Origin of the sequence: Caballeronia arvi (assembly GCF_001544695.2) — a bacterium.
Taxonomy (GTDB): domain Bacteria; phylum Pseudomonadota; class Gammaproteobacteria; order Burkholderiales; family Burkholderiaceae; genus Caballeronia; species Caballeronia arvi.
Window position 1 is genome coordinate 52,520 of the sequence record NZ_FCOM02000007.1, and the last position, 12,460, is coordinate 64,979.

Sequence of the window (12,460 nt, forward strand, 5' to 3'; positions counted from 1 at the left end):
TAAACGCGCGCTGACAATTGCGGGCATTCCATAGGGGTGCGCGCATGACGGTTTCCAGTTCGAAAAGAAAAGCCGGCCCGTTCATCGGTAACGGTGCAACGACGGCGTTTCCATTCGCATTTAAGGTTTTCGACAAGTCCGATCTGACCGTGACGCTGGTCAATTCGAACGGCACGTCGACGCGACTCGTGCTGGATTCCGACTTTTCGGTGTCGGTGAGCAGCGATCAAAGCGAGTCGCCCGGCGGTACGATCACCTATCCGATCTCCGGTTCGCCGCTGCCGACGGGCTTCTCGCTCGTCATTCTCGGCGACTTGCCGATCGATCAAACGGTCGACATCACGAACAGCGGCGGCTTCTATCCTGAAGTCGTCGAAATGGCGGTCGATCGCGCCGTCGTGCAGATCCAGCAGATCGCCGAGATCGTCTCGCGCGCGATCGTCGTGAACGAGAGTGAGGATTCACCCTCGTCGCTGCCGCCGGCCGCAGACCGCGTTAATACGCTGCTCGGCTTCGATGGGCTTGGCAACGTCGCGTCGCTGCCGATCACGGCGAGCGTCGGCGCAGGCAGTCTCACCGACGAGACGTTCACCGACGGGGTGGACTATACGTCGGGCACGTCGACGTCGATCACGCTCGGCAAGGCGTACGGCGGCAAGGCCAATCTCGGTTCGGTCGTCATGGCCGGCATCGCGCAAGATCCAGATTCCTACAGCCTGACCGGAAAGACGCTTTCGTTCAATACGCCGATCCCGGCGGGCATTAGCAAGATCTGGTTGAAGGGCGGCACGACGCTGTCGGAATATGTCCCGCCGGATCAATCCGTCGCAGATTCGCAACTCGCTTGGGCGGGGCTGCTCGAACGGCGCGTCGTGAACATTGCCGCGCTTAGTCTGCTCAGCACTGTGCGTTATTCGCACGCGCACACTGCTGGCTATTACGCGTCGGGTGACGGTGGCGGCGACGCCTTTTACGCAGTGCCGTACGGCTCACCGTCGATCACGCCGGCCGTGCTCGGTGATGTCGCCGCAGCAGATGGTGGTGTGTGGCGCCGCGTGTTCAAGGGCCGCGTGAACAGCAAGCAGCTCGGGCTGCTCGGTGACGGTAACCAGAACGGCACGGCGGGTACCGATCAGACGACGCTCTTTCAGTCGATTCTCAACGCGCTGCCGAACTATACGACGCTGGAATTCCTGCCGGGGTATTACAACGTCAAGTCGCTCGACTTCAGCGCGAACATCGCCAATTGCACGTTCGTCTTCCACGACGCGTGGATCAGCGGCGTTGCGGCGACCGCATACGACGCGATCGTGCGCATGAACGGCTGCAACAACAACAAGTTCTACAACCTGCAGATCGTCAGTGACGGCGCCGCCGCGACGGTGCTGCATCAGCAGAACTACGGCTGCGCGCTGCAGTTTGTCGGTGATTCCAGTTTGATCCCGCCGAAGAATACCTGCTTCAATTATTTCCACGGCGGCAATATCCGCTACATCAAGGCGGGCATCAGTTACGGCGGTCTGCTTGGACAGGCCGTGATGCCGTCGTCGCAGATGTCCGAGAACTGGTTCTTCGGGTTCCAGTTCCGCGGCGTGCTGCAGCCGGTCTACGGCAACGCTATCAACTCGTATTCGACGTGGATCGGCTGCAACTTTCTTGCGCAGCAGATGGAATCGAACGCTTCGTGGTGGAACGACAGTGCGGGATTCTGCGTGCGCAACGACTACAACCCCGTCGGTAACCACATGGTGCTGACCGGCTGCGAGTTCCAGCGCGCGATCTCTAGCGGCACGTCGGTGTACGGCTCAAACATGACGATCCGTGACGCGATCTGGGAAGTGGGCTGCCCGGCAATTCTCACCGGCGACAACCTGATCAGTGGCGACGCCGACGGTTTCTTCGGGCCGGCCGGCATTGCGCCGTTCTCTATCGCCGCAGGCTCGACCGGCACGCTCACGCTCGAAGACTTCCGCCTGAGCCGTGCGTCCGGGGTGGCCGCGACGGACCGCGCGAAGCTTGTCGACGCAACCGGCTCGATCAATTACCACGTTGTGATGCGCAAGTGCCACATTCAGGAGTTTTATTTCGAAGGCTTCGAGGGTGGCGCCACGTTCGTGCACGGCTGTCAGGCGAAATTCGAAGACGTGACGATCGATAACGCGACCACGACGAGCTGGTATCTCGACGACGGCCGCACGAACTGCATCAATAACGTCGACCGCTCGGGAACGTCGATGCCGACTGTCGGTACCGTCAGCAGCTTCGGCGGGTGGGTCGTCACGGCGAACGCGTCGGCTGGCGCATATCGGCAACTCACCGGCGACGGCCCGTTCGGTCTGGGTCAGTGCATTCAGGTCGTAACGACGGTCGACGGCTTCAACTTCGCAACCGACACTACGGCCCGATTCAAGGTCGAAGGCAATCGCGACTATCACTTCGCGATGCCGCTGAAGTTCATGACGTCGACGTCGACGGCATACATCAGACCGGTCATCGACTGGTACGACTACGGCGGCAACTTGATCTCGTCGCAGGTTCTCGGGCAACTCGACCAACCGTTCGCTGCTGCGACGGGGTTCAACACCTGGTTGATGTACCGCGCGCCGGCGAAAGCGCCGGTGAACGCCTATACCGCCGCGGCACGGTTCATTTTCGGCGCGGCATCGACGATCGGGTTCTGTTTGCCGTCGCTCAATTAAAAGAATCCAGCGGGTCAAGTACGGGGAAAAGGATGGGTGAGCGGATGCGGTACGAGGATCATCCGCCGCATACCGAAGGTGACGGCCTGCGTGCCGTCGCTGACGCGCTAGACAAACTGCGCGATGAGATCGGACAGCGGCATACCGAAAACACGAGCTCGCTCGAAGTTCTTGAAAAGGATCTGAAAGTCGTGATCGAGCGTGTGGACGATTTGGCAAAAGGTTTTCCGGGTGGCGACGCCGACGGGCACCGCCGAGCGCACGAAGCGTTGATCCAGCGAGCGGAAGCGCGTGCGCGGTTCTACGAGGATCTGCGCGGCGAGCTCGCGAAGAAGGGGTTATGGGCGCTGTTGGCGCTGCTCGGTGTCGCGCTCTGGCAGTACTTCAAAACGAAGGTGATGACGTGAACCCGACTGACTATTTCGACAAAGTCATCGGCCGCGAAGGCGGCTATTCGAACAACCCGGCCGACCGCGGCGGGGAAACGATGTGGGGTGTTACGGCCGCGACGGCGCGCGCATTCGGCTACGCCGGCCCGATGGCGCAGATGACTCGCGACACGGCGATCGCGATTTACCGTTCCCGCTATTGGACGCAGCCGCGGTTCGACCAAGTGCAGGCGGTCGACGCGGACATCGCCGAGAAGCTGCTCGACATCGGCGTGAACATGGGACCAGCGACCGGTGTGCAGTTCATGCAGCGTGCACTGAACGTCTTGAATCAGCAGGGCAAGGCGTTCCCCGACATCAGCACCGACGGCGGTATCGGCCCGATGACGCTCGCGGCGTTGAAGGCCTTCGTCGATCAGCGCGGCAACGATGGTCGGCGAGTGCTGCTCGGCATGATCGCCGCGCTGCAGTCGGTGCGTTATGTCGAGATCGCCGAAAAGAACCCGTCGCAGGAAACGTTCGAATACGGGTGGCAATTGAACCGGGCTTTGGGGGTGGCAGCGTAATGGACTGGAAAAAACTGATTGCGGGCGTCGCGCCCACTATCGCCGGACTGGTGACCGGTCCGTTTGCTCCGCTCGCTATGGGCGCGACGGCCGCGCTCTCAAATCTGTTGCTCGGCAAGGCCGACGCGAGCGACGACGAGCTCGCTGCAGCCGTGCAGAACATGACGCCCGAGCAGCAGATCGCGGTGAAGCAGCTCGATATGCAGTGGGAAAAGCAGCGGCAAGACTTCCTGCTCGCGCAGGGGCAGCAAGAACTCGACTCTGACAAGCTCGACACGCAGAACACAGCCGATGCCCGCGCACGCGACATCGCGCTCGCTTCGCACGGTGAGAACTGGCGCGCCGACGCGGCGGTCGTCTTCGTCTGCCTCGGTCTGATCTCCTGCCTGTTGTCGCTCGCGTTCTTCCGCGACCGTCTGCCCGGTGAGGCGGTCGGGATCATCTCGACCATTGCCGGCATCTTCGGCGGCTGCCTGAAGGATTACTTCAACTTCGAATTCGGATCGTCTCGCGAGAGCCGCCAGAAAGACGCCGTGATCGCGAACGTCGCAACCACTCCCGTAACCGTGGACATCAAGAAATGAAAAAGCTCTTCGCCGCGGCGCTCGCCGCAATCGCATCCATCGCGTTCGGCGCGACGACTGTTCCGCTGTCGTTGATCAACCCCGTCGGATCTACGTCGGGGCAAGTCATTTTCTCAAACGGCCCGACGAGCGTGCCGTCGTGGGGCACGGTGACACTCAGCGGCATTACCGGTACGCTTGCCGTGGGTAAGGGCGGTACGGGCGCGACGACGCTCGCCGCGCATGGTGTGCTGATTGGCGAAGGCGCATCGGCGGTGGCCGCAGTCGGGCCGGGCGCGAACGGGCAGATGCTGCTCGGCGTGACGAGCGCAGACCCGTATTGGGGGAATAACCCGGCACTCTCGGGCGCGACCGTCGACAATTCGCCGATCGGCGCGACGACCGCATCGACGGGCAAGTTCACGACGATCTCCGCCACCGGTCTTATCACGCCGAGCTCGACCGTCGGCATCAAAGGCACGGCGACGAACGACGACGCGCAGGCCGGGAGCATCGGCGAATACAACAGCGCGTCTACAGGCGGCACTTCGTTGTCGACCGGCGTCGCAACAAACTGCGCCAGCGCTTCGCTTGCGGCAGGCGACTACGACGTGCGCGGCACCGTACAGTTTGTGCCGGCCGGAACGACAACGGTCTCATCCGCCTTTGCGAGCATCAGCACGACATCGGCCACGGCGGGCGGCTTGGCGGGCGGTCAGACGGGGATTCAGGCGACGCTCGCAACCGGGCAGCAGCAATACGTTTCGACCCGCGTGGCGCGCATCAAGCTCGCATCCACCACCACCGTTTATCTGGTGGGAGCGCTCGGGTTCGGCACGAGCACAGCTACCTGCAGCGGATACATCGAGTGGCGCCGCGTCAGGTAAATCTTCAGCAGGAATATAATTCGGCCCATTCCGAAAAATTACAGAGGACCGAATGAAAGGCGCAGGACACAGCAACAATTTCGATTTCATCAGGGTGTTGGCCGCATCTCTGGTGATCTTCTCCCACCAGTACGGGCTGATGGCGCTAGGCGAACCTACCGTTTTCGGTGGATTCAGCTATGGCGGGCTCGGCGTGCTGATCTTCTTTTCGATCAGCGGATACCTCGTCACGCAGAGTTGGGACCGCGACCCGAACGTGCCGCGCTTCGCCGCAAAGCGAATCCTGCGCATCTTTCCCGGCCTGATCTGCGTAACGCTCCTGATGACGTTTGTCATGGGTCCGCGCGTGACGACGCTGTCGCACGCCGAATACTTCCAGTCGCAAGAGACGTGGGATTTTCTGTGGGGCACGGCAACCCTTTGGAACCTGACAGACAAACTGCCGGGCGTCTTCGTGGGGTTCCATCATCCGACCGTCAATAGTTCGCTCTGGACAATCCCGCTCGAACTGAAGTGGTACGGTTTCCTTGCGGTGCTCGGGCTGTTCGGCTCGCTGCGTCATCGCTACGTGCTGCCGGCGACGCTGCTCGTGCTGGCGCTCTGCCGCTTCGTGCTGCCGATCGAGGAGGCGCGCCATCCGCTGATGGACTTCGGGCTGTGCTTCATGTTCGGCGCGACCATGCACGTGTGCCGGGCCGATATCGAACGGTATCGCTCGATCGTCGCGCCGGCTCTCGGCTGTGCCGCCGTCGGATTCTGGCTGCTGCGCAATGAGTACTTCGCGCTCGTGATCGCGCTGCCGTATGTTGTCGTGGCATTTGGCAACATGTCGACGCCGGTCGTGCGCCAGTTCGGGCGCTTCGGCGATCTCTCCTACGGCCTCTATATCTACGCCTTTCCGATTCAGCAGTTGATCATTCGGCACTGGAACAACTCGAAGCCCGTCTGGTTCAACATGATCCTGTCGTTCGTCGCGATCTCGGTGATGGCGTTCCTGTCCTGGCATCTGGTCGAGAATCCGGCCATGTCGCTCAAGCGCTTTGTCGGAAAGCGGCGGTCCCGCGCGCCGGAAACGGGCGCGGCGACGAGGGCGTAGCCGTGTGGGGTGTCGCCTTCGTTCTCGGGCTGTTCGGTGTGGCGGCGCTGTTTGCTTTCGTCGTCTATCTCGACGCGCGGTCGGCGCGGCGTAAGCGCCGCCGCTAGCGCCCCGCCTGTCTGCGCCGCATCGAGTCGAGCAGAATGTCCTGCACTTCGCGCTTCGTCTCGCGCCGAACCATCACGTCTTCGTCGACCGTGTCGCGCGCGACGATGTGGTAAATGAACATCGGTCTGTCGTGGCCCGCCTGCAGCTGGCGCGTCGGGCCGATCCGCTCGATGATCTGCTGGTATTCCTCTAAGTTCCACCAGTGCCCGAAGACGGCGAGAATGTTGCCGCCGTCCTGCAGATTCAGACCGTGCCCGGCGCTGGCGGGGTGCGCGAATAGAATAGGGATACGCCCCGCGTTCCAGTCGCGGATCGTTGCAGGATCAGCGTCAAGCTGCCGACCCTTAGGGAAAGCTTTCTGTAATCGGGCAAGGTCACTCTTGAAATGGTAAGCCACGAGCACCGGCATGCCGGCCGCTTCCTCGATGATGTCTTCGAGCGCTTTGAGTTTTTCATCGTGTATTTCCTGCCAGTTCCCTGACTCGTCGACGTATGCCGCACCGTTCGCGAGCTGCAGGCATTTCATCGTGCGGCTTGCCGCGTTCATGGCTTCGATCTCGTGCTCGCCGAGCTCCATGAACATCTTGCGTTCCATGTCCTGATACAGCCGCCGCGTCTTCGACGGCAGGTCGACGAAGATCTTACGCACGATCGGTTCTTTCAGGTCGAACCAGTCGGCCGCGTTCAGCGACAACGTGCAGTCGCGCAGCGCGGCTTGAATCTGTTCCTGCGCGTGATCGAGCGGGCGCGTCTCGTGGTAGCCGCGATTCCCCGGCAGCGATTGAAACCAGCGCGACTCGAACGCGCTGAAGCTGCGGCCGAGCCGCTGGCCGGCGTCGACGAACCACTGCTGGCCCCAGAGATCCTTCAGCCCGTTCGGCGATGGCGTGCCGGTGAGATTGATCCAGCGCCGCACCTTCGTGTGCGCGACTTCGGCGATCGCTCGCCCGCGCTTGCTGCCGCCGGATCGCTTCAGAAATTCTTTCCCGGTTTTGCTTTTCTGCTGCGAGATCCGCGTCGACTTCAGCTTCGTCGACTCGTCGGCGACGATCGTGCCGAACGGCCACGGTCGCGGGTTGTGCTTGAACCAGTCGATCAGCCACGGCAGGTTCTCGTAATTGATCGTGAAGATCGGCACGTCTTTGCGCAGCGCCATCGCGCGCGCCGACGCATCGCCGAGAATCGGCTGCACTTCCATGCCGGACAGGTGATCCCACTTCTGAACTTCATCCGGCCAGGTGGACTGCGCGACGCGCAGCGGCGCGACGACGAGTGTCGGTTCCGACTCGATGCCGAAGTGATAGAGCGATTCGAGCGTTGTCAGCGTGCCGACCGTCTTGCCGAGCCCCATGCCGGCCCACGTGTTCGAGCGGTCGATCGTCTGCTGGTGCTCGATGATCAAACCCTGATACGCGTGCGGGGTGAACTTGCGGCGGGTCATGCGAACTCGAACTTAGCGCCGCAGTCTTCGCACGTGTCGACGTTCAGCCGAATGTGCAGGCAGGGCTTCGCATTACTCGCCGCGAGATACGCTTCGACGCAGACTTTTGCATCCTGCGCGCTGAACCCCGTCCACACATCAGCGGATGCCGCAACCGCGTCGGCGGCGGCTTGTAGGTGCTCGATTTTCATAGCGTTTCCTGTCTAATAACTGCGTTGTAATTGGCCGCAAAGCCTTATGGCTTCGTGCCTGTTTTCTGTGCAATTGATTAGACACCGCTGCGCGCTGCACCTTATACTGTAAGGCTTTGCCGCTGCTTGGCCCCGGTGATTTGGGATCAGAGGGTCGAAGGTTCGAATCCTTTCGCTCCGACCACGATACACGAAGGGGTTACAAGTTACGGCTTGTAACCCCTTTGTCTTTTCGACGTCCGTCCGGGAGTTTCATGCCGCGTATCGTTTCCGCCTTTCTCTGTGCTGCATTCATCGCGCTCGGCGTGACCGCCTGCGCCGAGCCTGCTCATCAAAAGCACGCGCCGCAAGATCCGCCGGACTACAAAGGCGTGCCGACGGACATGACGCCGCCCTCGATGCTCACGCCGTCTGCCAAGCCGCAATAGCCATCCATGAAAAGCGAAGCCCCGATGCGGGCACATCGGGGCTTCTGACCCGCGCCACCGTTCGCGCAGAGATCGGCACGGGCTGACACCAGTCTGCGGGAATCCGCCGTGCCCCGTTGTATGCGGTTGTTTCGAGGCGTAACGCGGAAAGCGCGACCTGCCGCACGTTTCCAAAGAGTTCGTTTGGGCGGAATATCGTCAGGGCAGGTATTATCAGGCGGACTTGTTTCAATTTGTGTCTGCCATGAACCTGCTCTGGGTATTTGCCGCCGTCGCGCCGCTCGCCTTGGCATCGCTCGTTGCGTTCGCCGCACATATCGATCCGCTGTCGGGACACTGGCGCACGCCACGCCCGAAAGACCGCAAGGACGAAACCGCCGACGCCTGACGGCGCTCATCGAATGGGTTCGGCAAGCGTCACTGCCTGCAGCGGATCACCATCGAACGGGTTTTGATGTTCGCCCCGAAAATTCCGCCGACGGAGCCGCCCGCCGTCGCGCCGTTGTCGGCGTCTTTCGATACCACGTCATAGCCATACGCGCCGCACGTTTCGCCTGCCTGCTTGTAGCAGGCGGCCCAGCTGGTGCTCGCATCGGCGCCGCTGCAGTTGATCGCGAAGCCCGTCTCGCCTGAAGGCAAGTAGGTCATCGTCGGGCCGCTCGCGCAGCCGGTCAGCGCAAGGGCCGCGCCGGTCAGCGCCAGAGCCGCGCCGAGCGCGGCGGTGTTCATCCTCTTCGTCAATCTCATCGATCTTCCTCGTAACGTCCGCCCGCCGGTCAGCGGGGCGGCAGGTAGCGCGCCGGGTCCGTCGAGCGGCCCATGTAGCGCACCTCGAAATGCAGCATCGTGCGATCGCTGTCGGTATCGCCCATTTCGGCGATTTGCTGTCCTTGCTGCACGGTCTGGCCTTCCTTCACCAGAATCGCGCGATTGTGGGCGTAGGCGGTCAGATAATCGTCGTCGTGCTTGACGATCAGCATGTTTCCGTAGCCGCGCAAGCCATTGCCCGCGTAGACGACATTGCCGGTCGCCGCGGCGACGACAGGTGTGCCCGCCGCGTTGGCGATGTCGATGCCCTTCGAGTTCTTGCCGTCGAAGCCGCGAATGACGCTGCCCTGAGCCGGCCACACGAGCGTGACGCCCGGTCCGGCCTTGGTCTGCGACAGCGCCTGCGCGCTGGAATCGCTCTTCGCGCTCGCGGCGCCCGAAGCCGATGAATCCGCGGCTGTGGCGCTTCCCGCCGGCGGCGCGATGCGCAGCACCTGGCCGACCTCGATGGCATCGGGATTCGTGAGCCCGTTCCAGCGTTTGAGGTTGGCCACCGTCGTGCGGTTCTCACGCGCGATCTTGGACACCGTATCGCCGCGCTCCACGCGATAGAACCCCGGTGCGACCGGCCCCGTTCCACAAGCGGCCAACACTGCGATGAGCGATGCGCAGACGAGCCGTCTCATTCGTTTTTGCAAACCTGACCTCGCAAAGCACCGCCGCGAGCCGTGTGCATGACGGCTGCGCGGCGAATCGAAAGGCAGGATTTTACCGTCTCGGGTTTCCCCGGACAGAATGGCGCCGTACGCGGGCGCCGCGCGCCTTATGCGTCGGTCGTGACGACGAGCCTGAGCGAAGCCGTCTCGGTCTTGCCCGGCGCGAGCCAGCGCAGCCCGCGGCCGTTGTGGATGGCGTCCGGCAGGCCGATCCACGGCTCGACGCAATAGAAGTCCGACGTGTCCGATTCGGTCCAGGTCGTGACGGCGTACCACGGCACCGAATCCGGCTGATGCAGCTCGAAGCTGACCGTGCGCTTCAGACCCGGCATTTTGAGCCGCATCGGCTCGTCGGATGGGCGCGTGAGGCAGTGGAACGTATCGACGATGCCCGGATCGGCCAGCGGGTAACGCGGCTGGCCCGGTTCCGGTTCGGTGATCGAGCCGTCCGCCAGTTGCCGGCGCCGCTCGGTGCGCGGCAGCTCGACGCTGCTCTCGCCACGCTGAGCGTGCGGCAGATGAAAGTAGAAGTGATGCCCTGCATAGTACGGCAGCGCGACCTCGCCCGGATTCGACGTCGTGAGTTCGACTTCGAGCGTATTGCCGTCGATGATGCGGTACGCCGCTTCGAAGCGGAACGCGAACGGATAGCCGTCGCGGGTCGCGTCGCTGTCGACGAGGGTCATGCGCAGACCGTGGCCGTCGGCGTCGCGCGTGCTGGAGAAGGGCAGGTTGCGCGCGAAGCCGTGCGTCGGCAGCGCATGCACGACGCCTTCGGGATCGCGCCATTTGCCGATTTCGCCGTCGACGAAATGCCGCCCGAGAAACGGAAAGAGCAGCGGATTGCCGCCGCGGATTTTCGCGGAATTCGACCAGTCGGGCGCGTCGGGCCAATGGATGACCGGTTCGCCGCCGACGCGCCAGGTCATGAGCCGTCCGCCCGCGCGCGGCGCGAGCAGAAGGGCGGCGCCGTCGCGCTCGATTTCGATGACGTCAGTTTCCGGTGACATGATGGCCGTGCGCTCCGTTGAATGGCTGGACGCCGCGCGTGCGATGCGGCGCGGCTGGAACCGTCGATTCTGCCTTGGAATTTTCTACGGAAAAACCCTTTGCGGGAAATTGCGACTGAGCAAAGCTCATGCAATATGTTGTTATGTGAACCCTGTGTTGGGAATCAGACGGACAAGGAGCAATCATGGATCTGGCGATGGCAATGGGCGTCGCGATGTTCGGCCTTTTCGGCGCGAGCACGGCAATCTTCCTCTTCAAGCTGAAGGTCTGAGCGGCGATCACGGTCCTGCTGCGCTCTGCGACAGTCCGAAACGACATTGCTTTCGGATAGCTTGTATCTCACTTGCGTTATTTGTTCGTTTTGCCGACGGTTGACTGTCGGCGCAATTTGTGTGCGGTTAGCGCTTGGCTCTCGATTTCGCCACCGGCATAATCGGTCCCGTTTGCGCGCCGTATCGACTCATCCCTCCTGTTCCAACTTCCCGGTCGGCCACTTTCGGCTTCGCGTGACGCGAGGGATGGAACTGCACGGCGCGTCCTTCATCCTCCTCAAAAAAGGACCGACGCGTGACTCTGTGGTTTCTCGTTTTCTTGAGCGTGCTTCAGGGCGTGACCGAGCTTTTTCCGGTCAGCAGTCTCGGGCACACGCTGCTCATTCCCGGCCTGATTGGCATGCATATCGACAAGCACGCGCCGCAATTGCTGCCGTTTCTCGTCGCGCTGCATCTCGGCACGGCCATCGCGCTGCTCTGGTATTTCCGCAAGCGCTGGATCGCGCTGATCCGCGGCTTTTTCGCGTCGCTCGGCGGCCGCCGCAATGACGACGGCCACATGATGTGGGCGCTCATCATCGGCACCATTCCGACGGGCATCGTCGGGCTGTTGCTCGAAAAGCGGCTGGAGGCGATTTTTCACGATTTGCGGATCGTCGCGGCGGCGTTGATCGTCAACGGTGTGCTTTTGTGGCTGGGCGATCGCCTGCAGCGAAGCCGCGCGACGCGCGCGCCTGAAAAGCTCACGTTCAGGCAGGCGTTTCTGGTCGGACTCGCGCAGATCGGCGCGCTGATTCCGGGCTTTTCGCGCAGCGGTCTGACGATGATTGCGGGCGTCGGCGCGGGGCTTACCGCGGAGGCGGCGGCCGAGTTTTCGTTTCTGCTCGGCACGCCGATCATTTTCGCGGCGGGCGTGCTCGAATTGCCGAAGCTCTTTCACGCGCCGGGGGAACTGGCCGATTCGGTGCTCGGCGGCGTGCTGACGGGCATCGCGGCGTATCTGAGCGTGCGCTTTCTGATGCGCTATTTCGAAGGGCACGGCAAGCTCGCGTCGTTCGGCGTGTATTGCGTGATCGCGGGCATCTTCTTCCTCGGCTGGTTCATGATGCATCCGCAACCGGTGTGACGAACCGGGGACAAGCGCGGCGGCGAATGAGGTAAAATCGCGGTCTCTTATGAGATTCGCGGCGGTTTTCTCGCTTCTCGGCGCTGGCCGCGCGTTCCGTTCTCCGCCCTTAGCTCAGCCGGATAGAGCAACGGCCTTCTAAGCCGTAGGTCACACGTTCGAGTCGTGTAGGGCGGGCCAAGTGGTCTCGCGTCGAGCC

The 12,460-nt window shown here is 62.4% G+C and carries 15 protein-coding genes and 1 tRNA gene; 10 read left to right on the plus strand and 6 right to left on the minus strand.

Features of this window, described 5'->3' with window-relative positions:
- Positions 1–44 precede the first annotated feature (44 nt).
- Genes AWB74_RS10655 through AWB74_RS10675 form a run of 6 tightly spaced genes read left to right on the plus strand, consistent with a single transcriptional unit; the run spans position 45 to position 6,200 of the window.
- Entirely contained in the window at positions 45–2,699 is a 2,655-nt protein-coding gene (locus AWB74_RS10655) for a hypothetical protein (protein ID WP_061146749.1), read from the plus strand.
- 44 nt (positions 2,700–2,743) lie between these two features.
- Complete coding sequence (locus tag AWB74_RS45590; RefSeq protein WP_143749191.1) at positions 2,744–3,106, plus strand: hypothetical protein; 363 nt, start codon at positions 2,744–2,746, stop codon at positions 3,104–3,106.
- A complete protein-coding gene (locus tag AWB74_RS10660; RefSeq protein WP_087038942.1) occupies positions 3,040–3,654 on the plus strand; it encodes a glycoside hydrolase family 108 protein in 615 nt (204 codons plus the stop codon). The genes AWB74_RS45590 and AWB74_RS10660 overlap by 67 nt, the downstream gene beginning before the upstream one ends.
- Positions 3,654–4,238 carry a hypothetical protein gene (locus AWB74_RS10665; protein ID WP_061146752.1) on the plus strand — a complete coding sequence of 195 codons (585 nt, stop codon included), beginning with the start codon at positions 3,654–3,656 and terminating at the stop codon, positions 4,236–4,238. Before AWB74_RS10660 ends, AWB74_RS10665 begins: the two co-directional genes overlap by 1 nt.
- Positions 4,235–5,104 carry a hypothetical protein gene (locus AWB74_RS10670; protein ID WP_061146753.1) on the plus strand — a complete coding sequence of 290 codons (870 nt, stop codon included), beginning with the start codon at positions 4,235–4,237 and terminating at the stop codon, positions 5,102–5,104. The genes AWB74_RS10665 and AWB74_RS10670 overlap by 4 nt, the downstream gene beginning before the upstream one ends.
- Before the next feature lie 52 nt (positions 5,105–5,156).
- A complete protein-coding gene (locus AWB74_RS10675) occupies positions 5,157–6,200 on the plus strand; it encodes an acyltransferase family protein (RefSeq protein WP_061146754.1) in 1,044 nt (347 codons plus the stop codon).
- Between the two features lie 103 nt (positions 6,201–6,303).
- On the opposite strand, the gene AWB74_RS10680 is transcribed toward AWB74_RS10675, so the two are convergent.
- Positions 6,304–7,749 (minus strand): DEAD/DEAH box helicase, encoded by a 1,446-nt coding sequence (locus AWB74_RS10680; protein WP_061146755.1) that lies wholly within the window; start codon positions 7,747–7,749, stop codon positions 6,304–6,306.
- On the minus strand, positions 7,746–7,940 hold the full coding sequence (locus AWB74_RS10685) for a hypothetical protein (protein WP_061146756.1): 195 nt from the start codon (positions 7,938–7,940) through the stop codon (positions 7,746–7,748). The genes AWB74_RS10680 and AWB74_RS10685 overlap by 4 nt, the downstream gene beginning before the upstream one ends.
- Before the next feature lie 254 nt (positions 7,941–8,194).
- Here AWB74_RS10685 and AWB74_RS46905 point away from each other — a divergent pair, with 254 nt between their 5' ends.
- Both AWB74_RS46905 and AWB74_RS46910 read left to right on the plus strand, forming a co-directional pair.
- On the plus strand, positions 8,195–8,368 hold the full coding sequence (locus tag AWB74_RS46905) for a hypothetical protein (RefSeq protein ID WP_200821958.1): 174 nt from the start codon (positions 8,195–8,197) through the stop codon (positions 8,366–8,368).
- A gap of 244 nt (positions 8,369–8,612) precedes the next feature.
- Entirely contained in the window at positions 8,613–8,756 is a 144-nt protein-coding gene (locus AWB74_RS46910) for a DUF2147 domain-containing protein (RefSeq protein ID WP_200821959.1), read from the plus strand.
- Positions 8,757–8,785: 29 nt separating this feature from the next.
- Here AWB74_RS46910 and AWB74_RS10690 read toward each other — a convergent pair whose 3' ends face one another.
- From AWB74_RS10690 to AWB74_RS45595, 4 genes are all read right to left on the minus strand, one after another.
- A complete protein-coding gene (locus AWB74_RS10690; protein WP_087038943.1) occupies positions 8,786–9,097 on the minus strand; it encodes a hypothetical protein in 312 nt (103 codons plus the stop codon).
- Positions 9,098–9,144: 47 nt separating this feature from the next.
- On the minus strand, positions 9,145–9,822 hold the full coding sequence (locus tag AWB74_RS10695; RefSeq protein WP_061146758.1) for a peptidoglycan DD-metalloendopeptidase family protein: 678 nt from the start codon (positions 9,820–9,822) through the stop codon (positions 9,145–9,147).
- Between the two features lie 137 nt (positions 9,823–9,959).
- Positions 9,960–10,862 carry an aldose epimerase family protein gene (locus AWB74_RS10700; RefSeq protein ID WP_061146759.1) on the minus strand — a complete coding sequence of 301 codons (903 nt, stop codon included), beginning with the start codon at positions 10,860–10,862 and terminating at the stop codon, positions 9,960–9,962.
- Positions 10,846–11,145: a hypothetical protein gene (locus tag AWB74_RS45595; protein ID WP_143749192.1), complete on the minus strand. Its 300-nt coding sequence runs from the start codon at positions 11,143–11,145 to the stop codon at positions 10,846–10,848. Before AWB74_RS45595 ends, AWB74_RS10700 begins: the two co-directional genes overlap by 17 nt.
- A 285-nt stretch (positions 11,146–11,430) precedes the next feature.
- Between AWB74_RS45595 and AWB74_RS10705 the strand changes: the two genes are divergently transcribed.
- Positions 11,431–12,261: an undecaprenyl-diphosphate phosphatase gene (locus tag AWB74_RS10705; RefSeq protein ID WP_061146760.1), complete on the plus strand. Its 831-nt coding sequence runs from the start codon at positions 11,431–11,433 to the stop codon at positions 12,259–12,261.
- A gap of 103 nt (positions 12,262–12,364) precedes the next feature.
- Positions 12,365–12,441 (plus strand) — tRNA-Arg (locus AWB74_RS10710).
- The last annotated feature ends 19 nt before the right edge of the window (positions 12,442–12,460 follow it).

Excerpts from the sequence above, each read along its gene's own strand:
- AWB74_RS10680 (WP_061146755.1), bottom strand. The coding sequence starts at position 7,749 with ATGACCCGCCGCAAGTTCACCCCGCACGCGTATCAGGGTTTGATCATC.
- AWB74_RS10660 (WP_087038942.1), top strand. The coding sequence starts at position 3,040 with ATGGGCGCTGTTGGCGCTGCTCGGTGTCGCGCTCTGGCAGTACTTCAA.
- AWB74_RS10690 (WP_087038943.1), bottom strand. The coding sequence starts at position 9,097 with ATGAACACCGCCGCGCTCGGCGCGGCTCTGGCGCTGACCGGCGCGGCC.
- AWB74_RS10655 (WP_061146749.1), top strand. The coding sequence starts at position 45 with ATGACGGTTTCCAGTTCGAAAAGAAAAGCCGGCCCGTTCATCGGTAAC.
- AWB74_RS46910 (WP_200821959.1), top strand. The coding sequence starts at position 8,613 with ATGAACCTGCTCTGGGTATTTGCCGCCGTCGCGCCGCTCGCCTTGGCA.
- AWB74_RS10695 (WP_061146758.1), bottom strand. The coding sequence starts at position 9,822 with ATGAGACGGCTCGTCTGCGCATCGCTCATCGCAGTGTTGGCCGCTTGT.
- AWB74_RS10670 (WP_061146753.1), top strand. The coding sequence starts at position 4,235 with ATGAAAAAGCTCTTCGCCGCGGCGCTCGCCGCAATCGCATCCATCGCG.
- AWB74_RS10665 (WP_061146752.1), top strand. The coding sequence starts at position 3,654 with ATGGACTGGAAAAAACTGATTGCGGGCGTCGCGCCCACTATCGCCGGA.
- AWB74_RS10685 (WP_061146756.1), bottom strand. The coding sequence starts at position 7,940 with ATGAAAATCGAGCACCTACAAGCCGCCGCCGACGCGGTTGCGGCATCC.
- AWB74_RS10675 (WP_061146754.1), top strand. The coding sequence starts at position 5,157 with ATGAAAGGCGCAGGACACAGCAACAATTTCGATTTCATCAGGGTGTTG.
- AWB74_RS10700 (WP_061146759.1), bottom strand. The coding sequence starts at position 10,862 with ATGTCACCGGAAACTGACGTCATCGAAATCGAGCGCGACGGCGCCGCC.
- AWB74_RS46905 (WP_200821958.1), top strand. The coding sequence starts at position 8,195 with ATGCCGCGTATCGTTTCCGCCTTTCTCTGTGCTGCATTCATCGCGCTC.
- AWB74_RS45590 (WP_143749191.1), top strand. The coding sequence starts at position 2,744 with ATGCGGTACGAGGATCATCCGCCGCATACCGAAGGTGACGGCCTGCGT.